At 33.9% G+C, this 22429-nt stretch carries 19 protein-coding genes and 1 pseudogene; 10 read left to right on the forward strand and 10 right to left on the reverse strand.

Annotation, left to right across the window (positions count from 1 at the left end; genetic code table 11):
* A pseudogene (locus tag Q0W04_RS03575) lies at positions 1 to 838 on the reverse strand (hypothetical protein); the annotation flags it as partial.
* Between the two features lie 320 nt (positions 839 to 1158).
* Here Q0W04_RS03575 and Q0W04_RS03580 point away from each other — a divergent pair.
* From Q0W04_RS03580 to Q0W04_RS03595, 4 genes are read left to right on the forward strand one after another with little or no spacing between them, the layout of a single operon-like run.
* On the forward strand, positions 1159 to 2394 hold the full coding sequence (locus Q0W04_RS03580) for an LL-diaminopimelate aminotransferase (RefSeq protein ID WP_298500525.1): 1236 nt from the start codon (positions 1159 to 1161) through the stop codon (positions 2392 to 2394).
* Positions 2395 to 3099 carry a DUF6882 domain-containing protein gene (locus Q0W04_RS03585; protein ID WP_298500528.1) on the forward strand — a complete coding sequence of 235 codons (705 nt, stop codon included), beginning with the start codon at positions 2395 to 2397 and terminating at the stop codon, positions 3097 to 3099. It abuts the gene before it with no gap.
* A 7-nt stretch (positions 3100 to 3106) separates the two neighbouring features.
* Positions 3107 to 3700: a DUF6891 domain-containing protein gene (locus tag Q0W04_RS03590; protein ID WP_298500531.1), complete on the forward strand. Its 594-nt coding sequence runs from the start codon at positions 3107 to 3109 to the stop codon at positions 3698 to 3700.
* The gene (locus Q0W04_RS03595) at positions 3697 to 4293 is read left to right on the forward strand and encodes a hypothetical protein (RefSeq protein WP_298500533.1); all 597 of its coding nucleotides are present in this window, start codon (positions 3697 to 3699) and stop codon (positions 4291 to 4293) included. The genes Q0W04_RS03590 and Q0W04_RS03595 overlap by 4 nt, the downstream gene beginning before the upstream one ends.
* A gap of 55 nt (positions 4294 to 4348) precedes the next feature.
* On the opposite strand, the gene Q0W04_RS03600 is transcribed toward Q0W04_RS03595, so the two are convergent.
* From Q0W04_RS03600 to Q0W04_RS03620, 5 genes are all read right to left on the reverse strand, one after another.
* Positions 4349 to 4972, reverse strand: coding sequence for a hypothetical protein (locus Q0W04_RS03600; RefSeq protein ID WP_298500535.1), 624 nt, complete (start codon positions 4970 to 4972; stop codon positions 4349 to 4351).
* Entirely contained in the window at positions 4969 to 6711 is a 1743-nt protein-coding gene (locus tag Q0W04_RS03605; RefSeq protein WP_298500537.1) for a glycosyltransferase, read from the reverse strand. Before Q0W04_RS03605 ends, Q0W04_RS03600 begins: the two co-directional genes overlap by 4 nt.
* Before the next feature lie 10 nt (positions 6712 to 6721).
* Positions 6722 to 7132, reverse strand: coding sequence for a response regulator (locus Q0W04_RS03610; protein ID WP_298500539.1), 411 nt, complete (start codon positions 7130 to 7132; stop codon positions 6722 to 6724).
* Between the two features lie 66 nt (positions 7133 to 7198).
* The gene (locus Q0W04_RS03615) at positions 7199 to 9070 is read right to left on the reverse strand and encodes a histidine kinase dimerization/phosphoacceptor domain -containing protein (RefSeq protein ID WP_298500542.1); all 1872 of its coding nucleotides are present in this window, start codon (positions 9068 to 9070) and stop codon (positions 7199 to 7201) included.
* A 7-nt stretch (positions 9071 to 9077) separates the two neighbouring features.
* Positions 9078 to 10970, reverse strand: a complete 1893-nt coding sequence (locus Q0W04_RS03620; RefSeq protein WP_298500544.1) for a histidine kinase dimerization/phosphoacceptor domain -containing protein — start codon at positions 10968 to 10970, stop codon at positions 9078 to 9080.
* Between the two features lie 194 nt (positions 10971 to 11164).
* Here Q0W04_RS03620 and Q0W04_RS03625 point away from each other — a divergent pair, with 194 nt between their 5' ends.
* Positions 11165 to 12184, forward strand: coding sequence for an adenylosuccinate synthetase (locus Q0W04_RS03625; protein WP_298500546.1), 1020 nt, complete (start codon positions 11165 to 11167; stop codon positions 12182 to 12184).
* Positions 12185 to 12302: 118 nt separating this feature from the next.
* Positions 12303 to 13691 carry a glutamate--cysteine ligase gene (locus Q0W04_RS03630; protein WP_298500549.1) on the forward strand — a complete coding sequence of 463 codons (1389 nt, stop codon included), beginning with the start codon at positions 12303 to 12305 and terminating at the stop codon, positions 13689 to 13691.
* Between the two features lie 6 nt (positions 13692 to 13697).
* Here the strand turns inward: Q0W04_RS03630 and Q0W04_RS03635 are convergent, their stop codons facing one another.
* On the reverse strand, positions 13698 to 14453 hold the full coding sequence (locus Q0W04_RS03635; protein WP_298500552.1) for a HesA/MoeB/ThiF family protein: 756 nt from the start codon (positions 14451 to 14453) through the stop codon (positions 13698 to 13700).
* Positions 14454 to 14676: 223 nt separating this feature from the next.
* Between Q0W04_RS03635 and Q0W04_RS03640 the strand changes: the two genes are divergently transcribed.
* A complete protein-coding gene (locus tag Q0W04_RS03640; protein ID WP_298500555.1) occupies positions 14677 to 15435 on the forward strand; it encodes a V4R domain-containing protein in 759 nt (252 codons plus the stop codon).
* 145 nt (positions 15436 to 15580) lie between these two features.
* On the forward strand, positions 15581 to 16552 hold the full coding sequence (locus Q0W04_RS03645) for an ABC transporter substrate-binding protein (RefSeq protein ID WP_298500556.1): 972 nt from the start codon (positions 15581 to 15583) through the stop codon (positions 16550 to 16552).
* A 61-nt stretch (positions 16553 to 16613) separates the two neighbouring features.
* Here the strand turns inward: Q0W04_RS03645 and Q0W04_RS03650 are convergent, their stop codons facing one another.
* Both Q0W04_RS03650 and acs read right to left on the reverse strand, forming a co-directional pair.
* On the reverse strand, positions 16614 to 16961 hold the full coding sequence (locus Q0W04_RS03650) for a hypothetical protein (protein WP_298500559.1): 348 nt from the start codon (positions 16959 to 16961) through the stop codon (positions 16614 to 16616).
* A 56-nt stretch (positions 16962 to 17017) separates the two neighbouring features.
* Positions 17018 to 19114 carry an acetate--CoA ligase alpha subunit gene (acs, locus tag Q0W04_RS03655; RefSeq protein ID WP_298500562.1) on the reverse strand — a complete coding sequence of 699 codons (2097 nt, stop codon included), beginning with the start codon at positions 19112 to 19114 and terminating at the stop codon, positions 17018 to 17020.
* A 323-nt stretch (positions 19115 to 19437) separates the two neighbouring features.
* On the opposite strand from acs, the gene Q0W04_RS03660 reads away from it, so the two are divergent.
* Both Q0W04_RS03660 and Q0W04_RS03665 read left to right on the forward strand, forming a co-directional pair.
* Positions 19438 to 20358 (forward strand): DUF2121 domain-containing protein, encoded by a 921-nt coding sequence (locus Q0W04_RS03660; RefSeq protein ID WP_298500565.1) that lies wholly within the window; start codon positions 19438 to 19440, stop codon positions 20356 to 20358.
* Between the two features lie 11 nt (positions 20359 to 20369).
* Positions 20370 to 21293, forward strand: coding sequence for an MBL fold metallo-hydrolase (locus tag Q0W04_RS03665; RefSeq protein WP_298500567.1), 924 nt, complete (start codon positions 20370 to 20372; stop codon positions 21291 to 21293).
* Here Q0W04_RS03665 and aroC read toward each other — a convergent pair.
* A complete protein-coding gene (gene aroC, locus Q0W04_RS03670) occupies positions 21290 to 22387 on the reverse strand; it encodes a chorismate synthase (RefSeq protein ID WP_298500569.1) in 1098 nt (365 codons plus the stop codon). The two genes, Q0W04_RS03665 and aroC, sit on opposite strands and share 4 nt — an antisense overlap.
* Positions 22388 to 22429: the final 42 nt, after the last annotated feature.

A 22429-nucleotide genomic window follows, 5' to 3' on the forward strand; every position in this document is an offset into this window, starting at 1 on the left:
CATCTAAAACTTCTTGAATGGTTTCTTCTTTTACCTCTTCTTTTGGTTCTTCAGCTTCTAAAACTTCTTGAATGGTTTCTTCTTTTGGAGTTTCTTCTGCTTCTATAACTTCCTGGATTGTTTCAGGCTTTTCACTTTCAACCTGATTGATAATGTCCTGAATTGTTTCCTCTTTAGTTTCTTCTTCAATAGGTTCAGCATCATCTTCATTATTCAGGATTTCTGCAATTTCTTCATCGGCCAAAATCTCTTCGATGAGTTTTTCTTCAACCTCATCGCCTTCCTGTCTTTTTTTGATGCTTTCTTTAATCTCAGTTGTATCCTCGTCTTCTTTTTGGATTTTTTGAGATTCTTTTTCTCTTTCACTGTCTTTTCTTTTAGATTCTTTAATAAGTTCGTCAATAGTAAATAAGTCTTTTAATTCATGTTTTTCATTGTTAGAGTCGTTATTAGGTGTCATAATATCAATCTGAGTTTCGTTCATTGGTTCTTGGAATTTTTTAACTTTATTTTCGTAATTAATAAGTACCTGATTTTGAGATTCATAGTCTATGTTTTTGTAGTCGGTATCTTCAACCTCCACTTCATGTAAAATCTCATAATCATTGTCAATAGCATAATCTAGATTAGGTTGGGCAAAATTATTTTGGGAAATTTTATTTTCATCAGATGCTTTATTTTGACCATATGATAGAATTCCATCAAATGTTTCCTTAGAGATAACTGGTTTTTCATCAGTTTCCAATTCTTTGCCTCCATAATGTAGTTTAACTACAATTATGGCAATAGCACCAATAACTAATATTGTAACCCATAATAATACTGTTAATCCGTTCATTTTTCCCAACTTCAATCCTTTGTTTATAGTATAATATATTTATGTAAAATCGTTAATTTAAATATTTTCATGCTTTTTTAGATTTTTTCTATTTTTTGTTTAATTATTTTGTAACTTAAAATTTATGGTTCAATGGGGCTGATTTTTTATTATAAGTTTTCATTTCAAAAAATAATATTTAAAATTCTTGTTTTTATTCGGACTTTTCTTAATTTTTATTTTTTTAATTTTTAGTAAAATATTAAGATTTTTTGCAATACATCATTTTATATATTCTAAAATTAAAATATAAATTAGATTAATATTTATGAGGATTAATCATGGTTGTTAAAATTAATGAAAACTATCTTAAATTAAAAAGCAGTTATCTTTTTGTCGAAGTGGCAAGAAGAGAAGCGGAATTTGTAAAAGCAAATCCTGATGCAAACGTTATTAAAATGGGTATTGGTGATGTAACTAAACCGTTAGTTCCTGCTGTTGTAAAAGCGTTCCATGATGCAGTTGAAGAAATGGGCAAAGCAGAAACTTTCATGGGTTATGGGCCTGAACAGGGATATGACTTTTTGGCTGAAGCCATTATTAAAAACGATTATAATAAGTATGGAATCGAGCTTGATACCGATGAGGTCTTTATCAGTGACGGTGCAAAATGTGACACAGGTAACATTCAGGAAATATTTGGAATCGACAATAAGATTGCAGTAACCGATCCGGTCTATACAGTTTATGTTGATACAAATGTAATGGCTGGAAGAACCGGTGAGATGGGTGATGACGGAATGTATGAAGGCTTAACTTATCTCAAATGCAATACCGAAAATGGTTTTGTGCCTGAACTTCCATCAGAACCTGTTGACATTATCTATTTATGTTATCCGAACAACCCTACCGGAACCACTCTTACAAAAGACCAACTGAAAGTATTTGTTGATTGGGCAAAAGAAAATAAAGCTATCATTTTATTTGATTCTGCTTATGAAGTATTCATCAATGAGGATAATGTTCCGCACAGTATTTATGAAATTGAAGGGGCAAAGGATGTAGCTATTGAATTTAAAAGCTTTTCAAAAACTGCAGGATTTACAGGAACCCGTTGTGCATACACAGTCGTTCCTAAACAATTGAAAGGATATGACAGTGAAGGAAATGGAGTGGAAATAAATCCGTTATGGAACAGAAGACAAACCACAAAATTCAATGGTGTTTCATACCCTGTACAAAGGGCTGCTGAAGCAACATATTCTCCAGAAGGAAAACAGCAAATCAAAGAGGTCATTGACTACTACATGGCAAATGCAGAAATCATTAGACAAAGCCTGTCCGATTTGGGTCTTGAAGTTTATGGTGGCGTAAGTTCACCATATATTTGGGTAAAGACTCCTAATGATATGGATTCATGGGCATTCTTTGATTTATTGTTAAATGAAGCTAATGTTATCGGAACTCCGGGGTCCGGCTTTGGTCCAAGTGGAGAAGGTTATTTAAGATTAACTGCATTCAACACTTTAGAAAATACTAAAGAGGCAATGGACAGAATTTCAAAATTGGAGTTTTAGGTGTTTAATTTGAAAGCTAAATTTGAAAAACCAGTAGAAATAGAGCCTGGAGATTCATTTAAGATAGTTTTGTCCAAATATGGTGCTGTTGCATTGGACAAACAGGAAAACTTGTCAGATTTACTTGGTGATGCAAAGGGAGATTTGGATTTGGAAAAAGGCAGTCTCATTTTTGAAGATTTTGAATTGCCAATTCAGGTCATCGGATTTTTCACCGAAGAGTTTAATCAATGGTCATGGGCATGGGATAACGACAGCATAGGCTTGGATGACAGCATTATCCAATCCGCTCGCCAAATGAAAGCTATTGGGGATGAATTCAGCATTCCTCAATTGAACACTCCAATCATTGAGACTGATTTGGATACCTGCCATACTTTTGCAATGGTTACAACTTCAGTTTTGGATTTGGATGCATATTATGCAGTGCCTGAAGACGGACTCATTATCTTTGTAGCTGTAAACTCTGATTTAATCAAGGATAATGACTCTCCTGAAAAATTCAGAATAAATTATGCTATTTTCCAGAAAAACTTCAATGTATTTCCTAGAATAGCTTTTGAAGCATATACCAAACTTAAAGGTTACACTTTCAAACCCAATGATGATTTTGCCGTTGCCAAAATAGGTGAAAGCAGAGTTATTGTAGGATTTACTGAAAGAGGAAACGTAACCCATATTCAATTGCTTTTAGAGGAAGATTAGGGATATTATGAATAAGGATTTGGTTGAGGAAATTGAATACATGATAGATTTACTTGCTAAATCTGGATTTTTTGATGTCAGTGAAATAGAAGAAATCTTGGAGGATCAGTTTATCGATGAGGACATTGATTTTTCCAAGTTCGACATTTCTTTAAATAGTTTTGATAATGTTAATTTTAATAAACTGGAAAATGTTTTCAAAGCACTGGCCAATGAAGATATTGTAGCTATTCATAATTGCGGTTATGATTTACAGGAAGGAGTTGGCGATGCTTTTGAACTCAATGTTCATTTAAGAAACAATAAATTCAATCCCAGGGGGTTTTGCTTTTACACCTTTGAGGATATTGAGGATGCAATTTGGGATAACAAATTGAAAATAACCTTCGGTGATTTTGAAGACAGTGAGAAAAAGGCATTGGAAATAGGCAGAACTGTCAAAAAATATCTTGAAAAAGATTTTACAATTGTTTGGGATGAAACTGTAAACAATCAGATTGAAATTAATCCTTTTAAATGGGATAAGTCTTTTGACGGTCAAAAGGAATATGAAATAGAAGGTGCATATGATATTTTCATTAATAGACAGGTGTTAAAATGAATACTCGTTCACTAAAATTAATTCGTGAAGTAATGGTTAATTCAGGCAAATGGATTTCTATAGAAATAGCTCAGGATTCAATTTATCTTGGATTTAAGGATGTCGAGTTAGGAACTCCTAAGGAAACTGAAGACTTTTTCCTTACAGTCCGATTTGCTGCTGAATCATTTGTTTCTATTTTCTACAACAACATTTGGGATATCGATTTTTTAGCCAAATATGATTTTAAAAACCAACTGTTGAGTGAAAATGTATTGTTTGATATTGAAGAGGTCAAGTTTATTGATTTTGAATATCTCAATACCTTTTTCTATGACTATAAAAAAGAAAAAACAATCTCTGTCGATGAGGAGTTTGATATTCATAATATACGCAATGACTTTTTCATGCTGATTAAAACCAAGGAGATAGGAATTGTTGTTGGTGGAAATCAGATGGATTTCTTCACCAATCACGAAAGGCTTGATGATTCTTCACTTAGGGAGCTATCCAACCAGTGGATGCTTTACTTTTTAAAGTATCACATGAAAAGAAATATCATAATTAAAGATCCGATGTGTGAAAATCATCCGTTGTTAAACACTAAAAAATAGTTGAATAGATATTATTTTTAAATATCTATTAAATTATATTTTCTCATTTTTAAGTTCAATGTGGAATATGGCCTACAATGAAGTCATAAATGTGCCATATACCTGATACAAAACCATTATACTCATTATTGTGGATATTACTCATATCATCTTCAATACGGTCGTCAACCTCTTTTATGAAGGTTGTGTTGTTGTAATCGTGTTCTGTGAAATAATGAACCTGTATTGCGTAATTTGTATCCTCTTTTGAAAATACGTAATTCACACCAATAGGGCTCCAGATTTCATCAGTGTCTCTTGAAGGATTTGTGAAATACTGTTTTGAAACAGGCACTCCACCTATTGTACTGTTTTCATTTTTGATTACTTTATATCCCCCATCTTCCATGGACCTAAATTTTGCTTCCGATATGGAGGTTATATGGTCTTCAGGCCAGTCATCCCAATGGTCTATATAGACATATTCATTGGTAATTGCGTGTGGGGTTTTGGACATGTTGGTTAAATTCAGTTCATCTGTTGTATTCCATGCTTGAGGCACAACGGTTATACTGTGGCCGAAATCAACAGTTCTGTCTGTCTGGAAGCTTAAAAAGCTATTGATTCCATTAATGTTAACTGCAATGAAAATAATGAAAACTATGATAATGAATGTTCTTACAATATCCTGTTTTCTCATTGGTCTTTTCCTCCTTTATGCACTGTTTTTGCCCATTTTCTTTCTTTTCTTGTCATCATGTTATGCATTGTCAAGAAAAACAATGGAATTAAATGGAAACAATAAATGTAATATTTGACTAAATCTTTTACAAAGTCAAGAGGTCCTAATTTATCTCTTAAAAGAGCTAAAATCATTCCTGGGAAAAATGCAATAGCTGATAATATTCCTACAATAATAGGGGCTTCCATTCTGATTAATGTAACGTTCTGGAAGAAGAACCAGGAAATTGCATTGAGTATTGTAATTACAAATCCGAAGAAGATTAATAAGTTGAAACTGTAAAATGAAATGTGTTCTATTACATTGAATTTTTTTAATAGCGGAATGTTTGATCTTAAAATTTGAGGAAGATACACAAATAATGTTTCAAAGTTACCTATAGCCCATCTTGTTCTTTGCCTAAAGAAAGCTTTCCATTCAGTAACTGCTTCCTGATATACTGCACATTCTCCGCAGTAACTGATTTTTCCGCCCTGAAGGATTATTTTAATAGCTAAATTTAAATCTTCAGTAACTGCAAATCCGTCCCATCTTCCGCAATCAATAATGGCTTGTTTTTTTACGAATTGGCCGTTTCCACCTAAAAATCCGGTATGGCCTAAATTATCTTTTGCGATTAATGTATTTCCAAAGGTTGAAAATTCAACATGCTGCATACGGGCAAGGAAGTTCTCGTTTTTATTGAACATTTTTACCCTTGACTGAACACCGTCAATGTCTTCTCCAAGATATTGGACGACAGTCTGGAGATAATCCGGTTTGATTTGGGTATCTGCATCGAAAACTCCAATGATTTCTCCTCTGGATAATGTTAATGCATCATTTAAAACAAATCCTTTACCTTTTCCTGACCTTGGAGGGTGTCGGGTAACGATTTTAACTTGAGGGAGTTCTTTTTTTAAGTCAGCCAATATTTCTCCAGTATTATCAGTTGAACCGTCATTAACGACGATTAGTTCGTATTGTGGTTCTTCATCGATGTGGTAATCAAGTCCGCACACGCTTCTCACGGTTTCGGCAATTGTAAATTCCTCGTTGTGTGCAGGGATAAAAATACTGACAAAAGGTAGTGTTTCTGGTGGTTTTGGTTTTTTCTGTTTCTTGATACTGACTATTGAATTAATAAGCATAGCTCCTGTTGGGATTAACAGAACCCATTGTAGCCATGTTGCATTTCTGGATAAAACAGCAATTATGATTAATGATACACATAAAATTAAAAGCAAACTTGAATCGGATTTTTCAATTAGAAGTTCAACGCTTTTTTCTTTGACTTTGGATTGGGCTTCCTTAATATTTTGAATGTTCTGTTCATGTTTTCTTAAAGCCACCGCCATTGAACGTTGGAATTCTGCCTCGTCAAGAGGTTTGATTAAATATCCATAAGGATTACTCATCAGTAATTTATCAATGGTTTCATTGAATAAATCTCCAATTATGATAATTATTGGAATGTTGAAAAGCTCCAAATCTTCAGTCAATTTGATTAAATCAATATCTGGGATTTCTGAATCTAAGATTATCAGGTTGGCTTCAAGTTCGTCCACTTTTCTAAAGATATCCACTTCTTTGGATGCTGAACCTACATAATCGTAGTCATAATTTTCAACATATTCTTGTATAAAGCCCAATAACTCTTTTTGAGCACTTATTGCAAATATTTTAGGTTTACCTTCAATTAATTGGAATTCAGTCATATATAATCATTTATTCTGTAAACCCGCTTGCTTCATTGATTCTCTTTTCTTCCAATTTAGCACGGTTAATTGTGATTTTAAGTGTTTTGTCTAATTTGTTGATATCATATGGTTTTGAAACAAATCCGTAAGAACCTTTGACATTTGACTTTTCAAATGTGTCGGTATCTGTGTTTGCAGTCAAATATATGATTGGAATTCTGAGCTCTGAGATAACTTCTGCAGCTTCAATTCCTTCCATTTCTCCTTTTAATTTAATATCCATTAAAACAACATCTGGTACTGTTTCTGCAGCAGTATCTATTGCGTCTTGACCGGTGTCAACAGTGTCAACTATTTCGTATCCTAATTCTTCTAAACTGTATTTCAAATCAAGTGCTGTAATAGCTTCATCTTCTACAATTAAAATTCTTTCATTCATTTTATCCTTCCCATTATACTCTAAAATTTTTATTATTCATTTTATTTATAGTTTAACTCTTTTAATTTATTCTTCAATAGTATGTTCCATATCAAGTGGGAACGTTAATTTGTATCCGGTTCCATGTTCATATTGAATAAGTTCAATTTTTCCATCCAGTTGTTTTGTGAGATTTTTAATAATCTCACAGCCAAGATTTTTAGTTATGGCTTTAGGATTTTCAATACCCACTCCATTATCTTTGAGGATTAACTGGCCTGTTGCATTGTCCAATTTGGATATTTGTTTAAATATCTTTTTGTTAGGGACGCTTTTATCAGGGAATGCGTGTTTGATTGCATTCATGGTCAGCTCATCAATAACCAATAATAAAGGAGTAATGACTTCAATGGTTAAATTGATGTTTTCATCCACATCGGATACAAATTCAATTCCATCTCTCAAACCAATCAAACCTCTTAATTGACTGTCTTGGTCTATAATATACTCTTTTAAGTTAATATTTTTAAAGTCAGTAGTATTATAGGTTTTTTCGTGTAAAATTGCAAGTGAAGAGAGTCTTGATTGCATGTGGTCAATGATTATGCTTGGCTTGTTTTTATAAGCTCTTTTCTCTAAGTTCAGGAAACTGTTCAATACTTGCAGGTTGTTTTTAACCCTATGGTGAACTTCCTTGATTAAGATCTTTTGATGTTCGTTTGCCTCAATCAATTCTTTTTGTTTATTTCTCTCTTCGGTAATGTCGGTTAAAAATCCAATACTGTGGGTGGCTTGTCCGAATTCAAACCTTTCAATGTAAATGTCACATGTTTTTTGATGGTTTTCGTCTCCATGCACATTATATGTGAAGCTTGCATCAAGGTCGTTCACTTCACCGTCAAACAGTTGTCTGAATCTGCATTTGACATCTTCTTCAACAATATTGTCTATAACTTCTCTTGAGTGATGATATTCCAGTGGGTCAACTTCGCAAATTTCGTAGAATCCTTCTGAAAATTCATGTTGTTTAGCACTCAATGGTTCGATGAGCAATGCTAATTTTTTACTGTTTTTAAAACCTTTCAATAGGAAATCAACAGGTCTTGTCATTTTTCTGTTTGAATCTGTACTCACATCCTTCAGCAAACCATAACGACTAACCAGATTTCCGTTTTCATCGAATTTGGAATAAAGATTAACTTCAATATATTTTAAAGTTCCGTCATCGGTTCTAATTCTAATGACGGATTCATAATTTGTTCTTCCTTGATCCATTACCCTAAGTATTTTTTCAAGTATTGGTTTGTCTTCTTGAATAACTAAATCAAAGATAATGTTGTAATATTCATCATTTTCCTCCCTAGGACGGTTGATGATGTTATAGATACCTTGTGTCCAGCTGTATCTATCCTTAATTTTGTAGTAACTTCCAGTTTGTGAAAAGTATTCAATCAGATGTGCCTTTTCTTCATATCCTTCAGTTTCAGGTATAAATAATTTACTTTCGCTGTTGTCCCTGTGTTCTGAAATTAGGATAATCTTACCCATGTCACAAAGGATTTTAATATTTGAAAATCTAGCAAGTTTCTCATTAAAATGATAATAAAATCTCATTTTTTTCATTTCTTTTGTTTGATAAACTTCTCTAAGTGGTTCAGCTAGAATTTTAAAAAATCCTGGGGAAGTTTTACTTAGCAAACGTCCTGCAACATCTTCCTGTTTAATATGGCCTCTAACAAGTGCACTTAAACCTAATCTTTCTATAATAAAATCTTTTCCATCATCATATGGAATAAAAAGATCAATATCGTTGGAGATGTTGTTTAATGTTGTTTCAAAAGGCATTTTCATGACTTCAAATTCTGCCGGAACTTGGGTAAACAAGTCTCTTTCTGAAATATCATAGATACGTACTTCTTCTGTATCTTCTAATTTACGATATTCTTTTTCTATTCTCATGTTATCTTTACTCCTTCTCGTCCAGATATTCTTCTAAGGTATGTTCGAAACTTGTTGGGAATAATATTCTAAATCCAGTTCCAACATCACAGTCTAAAATCTCAATTCTTCCATTTATTTGTCTTGTTAAATTATTGATTATCTCCCATCCTAAATTGTGGTTTGTCAAAGCTTCAGGATCTTTCAATCCTACTCCATTGTCTCTAAGTATTAATTCACAGACATTCTCGTTAATTAAATCAATTTTTTTGGAAATTGTTTTGTCCGGCATGTCCGGGTCTGGAAATGCATGTTTAATAGCATTCATAGTTAATTCATCAACAACTAGAAGTAATGGTGTTATTGTCTGAATAGACAAATGTATGTCTTTATTTACATCAGATGTGAAATTAATGTCTTTTGCTCCAAACAGCATATGCAGGGTTGAATCCTGGTCTTGCATGTAATCGTCAAGATTGATGTTAATGAAGTCTTCGGTATTGTAGGTCTTTTCGTGAAGTAGGGCAAGTGAAGATAAACGTGCCTGCATATTGTCTAAAATACGATTTGGATTATCTCTATATGCTCTTCTTTCAAGATTTAAGAAACTGTTCAGTACCTGCAGGTTGTTTTTGACCCTGTGGTGAACCTCTTTAATTAAAATGTTTTTGGTTGCATTGGATTTAATCAGTTCCTGCTGTTTTTTACGTGAAAGTGTAATGTCAGTTAAAAATCCAATACTGTGGTCCTGATTACCATATTTGAAGCGTTCAATGAATAATTCGCATATTTTTAAGTTGTCTTCATCGCCATTGACTTTATAGGTAAATACCTGATTTAATTCATCTATTTCGCCATCAATTAATTGATATAGTTCTTTTTTTACATTTTCTTCCATGATATTTTCAACCACGTCTTTGGTGTGGTGATATTCGTTTTTAGGAATTTCAATCATTTTGTAAAATCCTTCACTGAACTCATATCTTTTGCTCAATGGCTCTACAAGCAGGGATAATTTTGAATGATGATTGAATCCGTTCAACATAAAATCAACAGGTCTGGTCTTATGTTTGTGGGAGTCTATACTGACATCTTTGAACAGTCCATAATGACTAATTTCTTCACCGTTTTCATCAAATTTGGAGTAAAGGTAAGTGTCCAGATATTTGATGTGGCCTCCGGGAGTTTTGATACGAATGATGTTTTCATAAGTGTCGGTTTCAGGGCTCATGGTTTCAAGCAGCTCCTTGACCAGCGGTCTGTCTTCGGGAATAACTAAATCAAAGATAATGTTGTAATATGAATCACTTGATTCTTTTGAACGATTGATTATATTGTATATGCCTGGTGTCCAAGTATATTCGTCATGAATCTTATAATAGCTTCCGGTTTGAGAGAAATATTCTATTAAGGTGGCTTTATTTTCCTCTTCTTCTCTTTTTTGTTCTTCTGGAGTTTTGCCCGCCTCTTCTGCTCTTCTCAAATCAGAAATTGCATATATTTCACCTTCATCAGTGATGATGTGGATATTTGCTAGTGCTTGAATTTTGTCGCTTTGGTAATAGAAGATTCTCATTGCTTTTGTTGTTCCATTTTTTAAAACATCTTTAAAGGTGTCTTTAAATATGTCAAAATAAAATGGTGAGCATTCGCTTAATTTACGACCTTCAACGTCTTCCAATTTTAAATTTAACCTTTCAAGTAGATTCCACCCAATTCTTTCAACAATAAAGTCTTCACCATCATCAATTGGCAGGAATACATTGATGTCTGATGGAACATGTTTCATTACATTGCTGAAACGAACTTTTTCAGGTTTCTTTACGGGGGGAACATCATTAAATATTTCTTCAGGGTTCATATTATAAACCTTGATTTCTTCAATGTTTTCTAGTTCTCTAAATTGTCTTTCAATATACATGCGAATTACCTAAATTCATAATTTATATTGAATTATATTTTTGTTATATGTAATATTTATATTATATATGAATTTTTGTTGTTATAATAGAAGTATAATGTTGGAAAAAATTTTTAAATAATAAATGATAAAATAATAGTGGTATGAAATTTTTGATAAATATTTCATTATTAATGATTAAAAGGAGTTATTAAATGACTTGTAGTATTTTAGTTGGTGGAGCATGGGGTGATGAAGGTAAAGGAAAATGTATTACTTACCTCTGTGATGCTGATAAACCAGATATTATTGCCCGTGCAGGAGTTGGACCTAATGCGGGACATTCTGTTGAATTCAATGGAGAAAAATATGGTTTAAGATTAACCCCCTCAGGTTTTGTACATACTGATGCTAAACTCATGATTGGAGCTGGAGTTTTAGTTAATCCGGATGTTTTATTCAAAGAATTTGAAGATTTAAAAAAATATAACGTTAAAGAAAGGATGTGTGTGGATCCCAGATGTGCAATAATCTCACAGGATCATATGGCCAGGGATAAGGGATCAGAGCATTTGGCGAAAAAGATTGGAAGTACAGGGTCAGGTTGCGGTCCTGCTAACTCAGACAGAGTATTAAGAACAATTGATTTGGCACGTGATATTCCTGAACTTGAAGAATATATCACAGATGTATCTCTTGCAGTCAACGAATCAATTGACAACGGTGAGGATGTATTTATTGAAGGATCTCAGGGTTTTGCCCTTTCACTTTATTATGGATCTTATCCTTTTGTAACCAGTAAAGACACTACAGCTTCCACTTTCGCAGCGGATGTTGGTGTTGGACCAACTAAAGTCGATGAAGTCATTGATGTGTTTAAAGCTTATATTTCCCGTGTTGGAGAAGGTCCTTTCCCAACTGAAATGAGTCAGGAAGAAGCTGAAAGCAAAGGTCTTGAAGAGTATGGTGTTGTAACTGGACGTAGGCGCCGTATCGGTTATTTTGATATGGAACTTGCTAAGGAATCATGCAGAATTAACGGTGCAACCCAAATAGCCTTAACCTGTGTTGACAGATTGTTTGACTGTGCACGTGTACAGAACTATGATGATTTGTCCGGTGAAACTAAGGCTTTCATTGAAGATATCCAGACCGAAACAGGTGTTCCGGTAACCATTATTTCAACAGGTCCGGATTTAAAGGATACAATTGATTTAAGAAAAGAATTGTTATAATTCTTTTTAATACTTTTTTCTATTTTTTTTACATTTTAATAAAATTTATTATGTGTCATTTATATAACTATAGTTATCGTTAGTAATAATTTTTAGTTAAGTTTAATAGGGGATGAGAATGAATTTATTAAATTTATCAAAAATGCATCCAAATGAAATATTGGCTGGTTCATTTGGAATAGAATGGGAAAGTTTAAGAGCAAAGGATGAGGGTAAATTATCTTTAACTCCTCACCCCAAAGTTTTTGGCGATAAATTAAAAAATCCTCTTGTAACCACTGATTTTTCTGAAAGCCAGATTGAAATAATCACCCCCACATTCGACACTATTGATGAGGCATTCGACACTTTTTCAATAATCTCTGACATTGTCAACCATTCCCTTCCTGAAGATGAATATCTTTGGTTTCAGTCACTTCCCTGTATTCTGCCATATGGGGATGAAATTCCGATAGCCCAATACTCAAAAGAGGGTGAATCGTCCCAAAAATACCGTGAGAATTTGGCTAAAAAGTATGGGGTCAAAAAACAATTGATTTCAGGTGTTCACTTTAATTTTTCATTTTCAGAGGATTTTTTAAAAAAATATCATGCTCTTGAAAATCCTGGTTTAAGTTTTAAGGAGTTTAAAAACAACATTTATCTAAAAATTACCCGAAACTATCTGAGATATTGCTGGCTGATAATATATTTGACAGGATGTTCAATCGGATCTCATGAAACGTTTTCCACTGACTGCATTCATCTGATGGATGCAAAAGACGATTTTGGCAGTTATTACTCCACTAAAGGACCATCATTTAGAAATTCATCCTGTGGATATAAAAATCTGAAAGATTTACATCCGTCATATGATTCGATTAATGAATTTACCAATGATGTAGGGAGTTTTATTGAAAATGGGGATTTGTCTGAAGCTAAGGAATTATATACTCAAATCAGACTTAAACCAAAACATCCTGAAGACATGCTGGATTCTCTTAAAAATGATGGAATAGAATATATTGAAATTAGAACTTTGGATATCAATCCGTTTTATAAATGCGGTCTTGTAAAACGGGACATGATGTTTCTCCATCTGTTTTTAATATATTTGCTTGTTAAAACTGAATCTGATTACTCAGATTGGCAAAAGGAAGCAAAGATTAATGAAGAGCGCAGTGCGGAATGCGCATATGTTGAATCAATGAGGCTGCTTAGGGATGGTCGGCAGGTAACCCTTAAAAGTTGGGCGGCTGATATTATCAATGAGATGTATGGGATGTGTGAAGTATTGGGTTTGGATGACTATCATACCCTGAATTTAATGCTTAATCGCATTTCAAATCCTGATTTGACTTATGGAAAAAGGCTTTTAAAATTGATTGAAAAAAATGGATACATCAACACTCATGTTGAGCTGTCAAAGAACAATAAGCAGACAAGCCTCAATATTCTTAAAAACATTGATTCTGATGAGTGTGATGAGCTGAAAAAATATTATAACATTGCGTTGTGGCAAAAATAATTTCAATTAAAGTTCATCCAGTGAAAATGAACTTAAATCGAGCAGGTCAAATGTCAATATTTTTGGAGCTACAGTAACTTTACCTGCTCCAGTAATTATTTTGTAAGCTTCAAAAGCTTCAAGACAACCGATTAAGTTTGGTGTAGGTCCGATTACAGGTGGAACTCCTGATGTAACATTTTTTAATTTTTCAATTGTATCTGCAGTTAATTCCTGTCCTATGGATGGTAAATTAAACATTTCTTCATATGTCTTTTCGCTGTTCGGTAGGAATACTGTAGTTTGGCCTAATGTGCCATGAATTGCTCCATGGATATATGGAATGCCTTTTTCTTTTGCAGCTCTTGAAACGATTACTCTTGTTAAAACATTATCCAGTGCATCAATTACAATGTCCGAATCGCCTATGACCTTATTGATATTGGTTTCATCAACATGTTCATTAAAAACGGTTACTTTAACATAAGGGTTAATCAGTCTTACTTTTTCTTTAGCTACGGCACTTTTATCAAGACCTAAGTTTTTAACAGTGGCTAATGTTTGCCTGTTAAGGTTTGACAAATCGAATGCGTCCTTATCGACTAAAACCAGTTCTCCAATTCCCATTCTTGCAAGCATTTCAATGGTTTCACCGCCAATGCCTCCGCAGCCGATAACTGTGATTTTTGCATCTTTAAATCTTTCCTGCTGACTTCTAGTTACTATGCTCATTTGACGGGAAGCTATTTCCCAGTATCCATCTCCAATATATCTTGTTGGCATATTTACACCTGTTTCATAATTATATAACAATAGTTATTTTTTTACAAATATTTAAATATTTTGAATATCAAAGATGGTTGATATTTTATTTAAATTGTTTTAATGTTGTTTTTTATTAAATAAATTATTAAGATTTCTTAAAACAAAATTTAACCCTAAAAACAAACATTTATATACTATTAAGGCAATTATATAAATTTAATAATTAATGGGGGATAATTTCATGACTACGTCCGACCCGATTCAGATTCTTTTAAACAAGAAGAAGAATAAAAAAAGGGTAAATATAGACATTATTAAAAGTCCGATGAAATATGAGATATTGGATTTGCTGAGACATGGTGAAATGAACTTCGAAGACATTGTTAAAAATCTTTCTAAAACTAAAACAGCCGTTTCACTTCATCTAAAGGATTTAAGGGATGAAAAAATTGTGGATTATAGGATAGACTCCTCAGATAGCCGAAAAAGAATTTACTTCATGAAAGCAGAAATGCTTGGAAGTGTTGATTCGGATAATGTCCGATCCAAAAACAAAACAAAAAGATTGATTAGAAGCTTCATTCAGGAAGGCGACATTGAATACAATTTGCTTTTGGTTCACACCTTTAAAACAATTTTGATGGAATACGGGATGGAAATTAACCATGTCATGAAAAACATAGGAAATCATATTGGGGATTACATATTTGCCCAGGTTTATAATGAGAATTTCGATGATTTTTTATTTAATATTTCTAAATATTGGGCGGACAATAATTTGGGCTTTTTAAGCTTTGAATTAAGACATAATATTCAAATTACATGCAGACAGTCTTTTGAATCTGTCAAACTTGAAGAGACAGGTTTTCCTGAGTGTCATTTGGAAGTTGGAATGTTTGAGTCAATATTTGGCAATTATTTCAATTTGGATATGAATGTCCGTGAAACAAAATGTCATTCCATGGGTGATGATGTCTGTTTGTTTGAAGTAGGTCCTTAAAGTTTAAATATTAATTATGTTAATAAGTATGTTTAGGGATTCAATATAACAATTGTTAATAAAATGAATAAGTAATTTATTTATAGTTTACTTGAGATAGTAGTATTGTAGATAAGTTAACTTATTTATTATTCGGTGATTATAGATGAATAAAAAAATTACATTCGTTTTAGTGTTGGCACTTGCTGCATTTTTAGTAATGGGTTCAGCCAGTGCAGGTCTCTTTGACTTTTTAGGAGGGGGAGACGACACTGTAAAAATAGGTTATTTACCTTCCGATCACGATGCTGCATTATTTGTAGCAGAAGCTCAAGGTAAATATGCCGAAAAAAACATTACTGTAGAACTTGTTCAATTTAACAATGGTGGAGACTTGATGACTGCTATGGCCAGTGGTGAAGTCGATGTTGGATATGTAGGAATTGCACCTGTATTGTCATCTGTTGCAAAAGGAGTTCCTGTAAAAGTTATTTCCTCCGCTCAAACTGAAGGTAGTGGAATTGTTGTAACTGAAGACTCCGGAATCAATTCAGCAGCTGATTTAAAAGGCAAATCAATTGCAACTCCTGGTGAAGCTTCAATTCAATATGTATTACTTACATACTACTTGAAAGAAAATAATTTATCTGCTGATGATTTAAACATTTCTGCTATGAAAGTACCTTCAATGAATGACGCTTTAAAAACCAAACAAATTGATGGAATTATCACTTTCCAACCTTATGTGAGCATTGCTACAAACGATAGTGGAAACAAATTGTTAGAAGACTCTTCTGAAATTTTACCAAACCACCCATGTTGTGTAGTTGTTGCATCCGATGACTTTATCAAAAACCATGAAGACAATGTAAAAGACATTATAGCTATTCACGAAAACGCTACTAACTTCATTAACGAACAAATTGAAGCAGGTAACGCTAGTGCAGTTGTAAAACTTTTACCTGAAGACATTGTTTCTGATGCAGATTTAGAAGCTCTTTCATTAGAAAGTTTCCCATTCATCTCAGGTATTGATGACAGTTTCAAATCTGATGTGGATGCATTCCAAAAATTAGAAGTGGAAATTGGTATCTTAAACAGTACCATCCCACAAGATAAATTGTACTGGGAAGCATAGTTAAATTAACTATGCTTTAATTTCTTTTTTTAGTAAAAATTAATTCGTTTTGTATTCCTCTTTAGTGAGTTTCATTTATCATTTCCTGCTGTGCTGGAAATGCGCTGGCAATTTTATTCAAGTTTTCAAAAACATTAATCAAGGACTCTAAACTGTCTTTGATATCTTCATTTTCAATATCCTTCAATGTTTGAATGTATTGTGGAAATACGGTCTTTCCATTTTCAAAAAACATATAATAGTCATTCATTTGAATTTCTTCTAGGTTCAAATCATTAACTACGTCCTGATAAAACTCTTGGAAATTACCACAAACTTCTTCAAAGGATGTTTTGTCTAATGTCTCAAGAGCGTTATTCAAACCAATTATAGAAATAGTATATAATTCTAAATCAAGCTCACCATTCATGTTATCACATTTTGGTTTAAAAAAAGAAAAAAGAGTAATTTCTCTAAATTGAGAAATTATAATTTGATTTTAATATCGAGTGCGGATGAACCTTCTTCGTAAACGAAGATTGGGTTAATGTCCAACTCGGTAATTTCAGGGAAGTCTAAAGTTAATCTTGCTACTCTTTTGATAGCTTCTTTAACTTCTTCTACATCGCAAGGTGCTTCTCCTCTGTAACCTTCAAGTAATTTGGATACTTTGGTGTTTTCAATTTGTTCTTCAATTTCCTGTGAGGATAATCCTTTAGCCAAATTGAATGCCACGTCCTCAATGAGGTTAACATAGATTCCGCCCATACCGAATGCAATCATTGGTCCGAATTGTTTGTCTTTAATCATACCTACGATTACTTCTTCACCTGAATCCATCATTTTCTGTACTTCCACACCATCCGGGATGATATCCGGGTGTGCTGCTTTTGCGTTTGCAATGATTTCATCATATGCTGCTTTTGCTTCGTCTTCATTTTCAATTCCGACTTTTACACCGCCAATATCGGACTTGTGTAGGATTTTGTCTGATGCGATTTTAAGTACAACAGGGAATTCCATTTCTTTTGCAAGCTCTGCTGCTTCATCAGCACTTGTTGATAATTTGATTGGTGCTGCTGAAATTCCGTAAGCTTCAGCTACTGCATAAGCTTCACTACCGAGTAATGTGTCTCTTCCGTCAGCAGTTACCTTGTCGAATATTGCTTTTACTGCATCTTTGTCGACGTCATCGATATTTTCAACAACATCGTCATATTGTCTTGCAGGCAATTTTGCATATCTGGTCATTGCTTCGAGTGCTGTTACTGCAGTTTCAGGGAATACGTATGTTGGCACTCCATTTGCTCTTAAAGCTTCATTTGCAGCTTCAAAGGATGGTCCGCCCATGTTAACTACAATGATAGGTTTGTCAAATTCTTTTCTTTCCTCTAAAATTGCTTGTGCAATTCCATCCGGATCTGCAGATGCGGTAGGACATACCATAATGATTAGACTGTCAACTTCATCGTATCCGAGTACAATTTCAAGGGATTCTTTGTATCTGCTTACAGGTGCGTCACCCAATACGTCAATAGGGTTTTTTGCACTGCCCTCTTCAGTAACGCATTCTTTTAATTTTGCGGTGGTTTCCTCATCGAATTGGACAAGGTTTAAACCAGCTTTTTCCATAGCGTCTACAGTTAAAACTCCTCCTCCACCTGCGTTGGTGATAATAGCTACGTTATCACCTTTTGGAAGTGGTGCTTTGGAGAATGCTAAACCTAAATCGAATAATTCTGCCATGGTTTCTACACGCATGATTCCTGATTGTCTAAATGAGGTATCAAATGCCAAATCACTGCCTGCCAATGCTCCTGTGTGTGAGGATGCAGCTTCTGCTCCTGCACTGCTTGAACCGGATTTGAGGATAATGATTGGTTTTTTAACTGCTGTTTCCCTCATTGTTCTTACAAAGTCTTCATCTTCGGAAATGGATTCTAAATAACAGATGATTACTGCAGTTTCGTCATCTTCAGCAAGGTATTGTAACAATTCAATTTCATTTACTCCTGCTTTGTTACCTAAACTAATTACTTTACTGAATCCAATTCCTGAAGTTACACTCCAGTCGATGATTGCAACCATCATTGCCCCACTTTGGGAAATGAATGCAATGTTTCCTGTTGGTGGCATCATTTGTGAAAATGATCCGTTTAATGGAGTGTGTGAATCGGTAATTCCTAAACTGTTTGGTCCAATAATGTTTATTCCATATTCTTTACCAAGAGCTGTTAGTTCAGCTTCTAATTTAGCTCCTTCTCCGCCAACTTCTTTAAATCCTGCGGTAATAACTACCATATTTTTAACGCCTTTTTCACCGCATTCTTTAACGGCAGGGTTTACAAATGGAGATGGGATTGTAATGATTGCTAAATCAACTTCTCCAGGAATTTCAGTAATGTTTGTATATGCTTTCTTACCTAAAATTTCTCCACCTTTTGGGTTTACAGGATATATTTCGCCTTCAAATCCATCGTTGATGAGATTGTCGACAATAATGTATCCAACTTTTCCAGGTGTATTGGAAGCACCAATAACAGCCACGGAATCAGGTTTAAACATTTTATTGAGATCTATCATATGTTTTTCTCCTAATAAGTTTTTGTTAACATTATAACTATTTATAATGATAAATAATTAACAATTATTATAATCATATTTATTGTTATATTCATATTTAAATATGTTGTTTAAACATCAATCTAATTTCTTTTAAAATAATTTTAATGCTTGTTTATTCTTTTTTATAATATTTGAAAAATTTTATTTCTTTTTTCAATAATTAATTTTCAAAATTAATTCAATATTCCATTAAACTATTTAATAGATGATTAATATAATTATATATAATTAATAAATTCTTGATATTTTAAAAATTTTAAAATATCTAATTAGGGGATATTATGAGCTTAATTATCGCTTACATAGGTAAAAAAGGATGTGTAATGACCGGAGATAAAAGAAAGATAGGATATTTCGGTGATAAAGAGAATTTGGAAGAGTTGGAAAAAGAATTATATAACGGAAAAATAAGAACTGATGATGAGTTTAAAAAACGTGCAGGGGAGCTGGGAATTTCCATTAAAATAACAGATGATGCAACCAAACTGAAAATTGTCGGCAACTCCGTTCGTGGTGAAGTCAGTACCAAAGGAACATTTGAAACCAAACGCAGAAGAATTTACGGTACCACCAACGGTTACCAGATTGTTGAACTGTTGGGTTCAGAGACAAAATCCCGTAAGGCCGGTGAAAAGGGCATCATAATATTTGGAAATAATCATGCAAAACAGTTGGCCCAGACACTTATACAAAGAAAATGGAAGCCTTCACAAAGCTTAAAGTATATGGGTGAGGTATTTGAGGGCATTCTGGCTGAAGTTTCATCCCAAACACCGACAGTTGGTGACAAGTTTGATACATTAATACAACAGCCTGTTTTCAATAGTTCCCAAGCTCAAAAACATCTCAACATTACTATTGACAATGACATTAAGGTATTGACAAAATTCAGACAGGAATTGACAGAACAGCTAGTTCAGCAAAATATCGCAATTGACATGGCCAGTAAAATCATTGACAAGGGTGAAATAGGCAAGGTCGTTTCCATTGATGGAAATATGCTTTTTGTTCAGCTCAACGATAAGACTCAGGCAATGGACGGCAATTGGAAGCAGAAGGCGGCACCCGGTCAGAATGTGTTGATGTTTACTGACAGTGACAATGTCAAGATAGGGGATAAGGTAGTCATTGAAAATGAAGATTTATGTCTTAAAAAGGATAAGTCCCCTCTAAAATGTGATATAATATTGTGTTCATTATGATGGGGATTTAAATGAAAATTACATTTTTAGGCAGTGGGGGCGGAAGGTTTTCCGCCATTTCACAGCGAAGAATGACTGGGGGATTCAGGATTGATAATTTGGGTGGAAAGAATTATCATGTTGATCCGGGTCCTGGAGCATTAATCAGAACCTATCAGTTTGGCTTTGATCCCCGTAATTTGAGCGGTGTTTTTGTAACTCATGCACACACAGACCACTATAATGATGCTGAAATACTCATAGAATCAATGACAAGAGGAATGACCAGAGATTTCGGAACAATCTTTGGAAGCGAAAGTGTTTTGAAAGGTTATGAATCTTGGGGTCCATGCATTTCCAGTTATCACCAGTCAAAATCAAAGAAAGTACTTCTAAAACCTGGTGAAGCTCAGGATGTTGACAATATCACCATTAAAGGTACAAAAACAGAACATGGTGATCCGACAGGTTCCGGTTTTCAAATAGATTATAAAGGGTTTAAAATTTCATATACTTCAGATACCGGTTATTTTGATGGTCTGGCTGATTATCATGAAGGTTCAGATATTCTGATAGCTAGCGTGTTGAGGCCGGGCAACAGAACAATCAACGGTCATATGTGCACTCGAAATTTCATAGACCTGATAAATGAGGTAAAACCTAAAGTTGCGGTTATGACTCATTTGGGATTGAAAATGATTTCAAACAATCCTGTTACCGAAGCCAAAAAGATTTCAAAGCAAACTGGTGTAAAGACAATTGCAGCATTCGACGGTTTGTCATTTAATGTGAACTATAACAATCCTCGCAGATTCAGGCTGATTTCACTAAAGGATGTCAACTCACCAAGTCACAGTACAAATCATAAACTGTTCAATGCCGAGAGGAAAAACTCATATCAGTTGTCATTTAAGCACAATGAGTTTGATGAAGTTTCATTCATGAAAAAGCATTAACTTTTAGATAAGTTTGTAGGATGTATGAATCCTGAGCGAATCATATGGTCTGCAAGAACAATTGCAGTGCTTGATTCAGCCACTACTGTCACTCTAGGGCAGATGCAAGGGTCATGCCTTCCTTTAATTTCTATTTTTTCATTTTTCATTGTTTCAAGATTAATTGAATTCTGACATTTGGAAATCGATGGGGTTGGTTTAACAGCAATTCTTGAAACTATTGGCATTCCGTTGCTCATTCCACCGATAATTCCGCCTGAATTGTTGGTTTTTGTTGTAATTTTATTATCTTCAATTTGATATTCATCATTTATCTGTGATGCTGTATGTGTGGCAACGCCAAATCCAAGTCCGATTTCCACGCCTTTCACGGATCCTATATTCATTAATATCCTTGCAAGGTCTCCATCAAGTCTTTCAAAAACAGGTTCTCCAAGACCTTGCGGAACTCCAACAGTTATTGTTTCTACAATTCCACCTACAGAATCCCCTTCCGCCTTTTTGGCCAAAATCAACTCTTCCATTTTTTTGCTGGCATCCAAATCTCCACATCTGATTGGAGTTTTTTCAATATTTTCTTTGATGGTTTTTAAATCCTGAGGCTCTGCTTTAACATCTCCAATTTGGACTACATGTGAAATGATTTCAATATTTTGGGTTTTTAGTAGTTTTTTAGCTATCGCACCACCAATTACATGGCCGATGGTTACTCTTCCACTGCCTCTTCCACCCCCATTGTAATCGTAGTTTCCGTACTTTGTCATCCATCCGAAATCTCCATGTGAGGGACGTGGAGTACTTTTAAACATGGAATAATCTTTGGAATGTTGGTTTTTGTTAAAAATCACTCCTGTAATTGGGGTCCCATCTGTTTTTCCTTCAAAAATACCGGATAATATTTGAACTTCATCAGCTTCTTTTCTGGCTGTTGTAACTTTGCTTGTTCCAGGTTTTCTTTTATTCAGCTCTTTTTGAATGTCTTCTGCACTTAATTCAAGATTTGCCGGACATCCATCAACAACAGCTCCAACGGCCACCCCATGGCTTGCACCAAAAGTTGTAATTTTAAATTTTTCTCCAATTGAATTTGACATTTTAAGCCTCTCTGATATAATTAATTGTAATATTGGTATTTT

The organism is uncultured Methanobrevibacter sp., from assembly GCF_947170395.1.
Taxonomy (GTDB): domain Archaea; phylum Methanobacteriota; class Methanobacteria; order Methanobacteriales; family Methanobacteriaceae; genus Methanocatella.

Bases quoted from the DNA above. Each gene is read 5' to 3' on its own strand.
- Q0W04_RS03580 (WP_298500525.1), top strand. From the start codon at position 1,159: ATGGTTGTTAAAATTAATGAAAACTATCTTAAATTAAAAAGCAGTTAT.
- Q0W04_RS03590 (WP_298500531.1), top strand. From the start codon at position 3,107: ATGAATAAGGATTTGGTTGAGGAAATTGAATACATGATAGATTTACTT.
- Q0W04_RS03595 (WP_298500533.1), top strand. From the start codon at position 3,697: ATGAATACTCGTTCACTAAAATTAATTCGTGAAGTAATGGTTAATTCA.
- Q0W04_RS03600 (WP_298500535.1), bottom strand. From the start codon at position 4,972: ATGAGAAAACAGGATATTGTAAGAACATTCATTATCATAGTTTTCATT.
- Q0W04_RS03605 (WP_298500537.1), bottom strand. From the start codon at position 6,711: ATGACTGAATTCCAATTAATTGAAGGTAAACCTAAAATATTTGCAATA.
- Q0W04_RS03610 (WP_298500539.1), bottom strand. From the start codon at position 7,132: ATGAATGAAAGAATTTTAATTGTAGAAGATGAAGCTATTACAGCACTT.
- Q0W04_RS03615 (WP_298500542.1), bottom strand. From the start codon at position 9,070: ATGAGAATAGAAAAAGAATATCGTAAATTAGAAGATACAGAAGAAGTA.
- Q0W04_RS03620 (WP_298500544.1), bottom strand. From the start codon at position 10,970: ATGTATATTGAAAGACAATTTAGAGAACTAGAAAACATTGAAGAAATC.
- Q0W04_RS03625 (WP_298500546.1), top strand. From the start codon at position 11,165: ATGACTTGTAGTATTTTAGTTGGTGGAGCATGGGGTGATGAAGGTAAA.
- Q0W04_RS03630 (WP_298500549.1), top strand. From the start codon at position 12,303: ATGAATTTATTAAATTTATCAAAAATGCATCCAAATGAAATATTGGCT.
- Q0W04_RS03635 (WP_298500552.1), bottom strand. From the start codon at position 14,453: ATGCCAACAAGATATATTGGAGATGGATACTGGGAAATAGCTTCCCGT.
- Q0W04_RS03640 (WP_298500555.1), top strand. From the start codon at position 14,677: ATGACTACGTCCGACCCGATTCAGATTCTTTTAAACAAGAAGAAGAAT.
- Q0W04_RS03645 (WP_298500556.1), top strand. From the start codon at position 15,581: ATGAATAAAAAAATTACATTCGTTTTAGTGTTGGCACTTGCTGCATTT.
- Q0W04_RS03650 (WP_298500559.1), bottom strand. From the start codon at position 16,961: ATGAATGGTGAGCTTGATTTAGAATTATATACTATTTCTATAATTGGT.
- acs (WP_298500562.1), bottom strand. From the start codon at position 19,114: ATGATAGATCTCAATAAAATGTTTAAACCTGATTCCGTGGCTGTTATT.
- Q0W04_RS03660 (WP_298500565.1), top strand. From the start codon at position 19,438: ATGAGCTTAATTATCGCTTACATAGGTAAAAAAGGATGTGTAATGACC.
- Q0W04_RS03665 (WP_298500567.1), top strand. From the start codon at position 20,370: ATGAAAATTACATTTTTAGGCAGTGGGGGCGGAAGGTTTTCCGCCATT.
- aroC (WP_298500569.1), bottom strand. From the start codon at position 22,387: ATGTCAAATTCAATTGGAGAAAAATTTAAAATTACAACTTTTGGTGCA.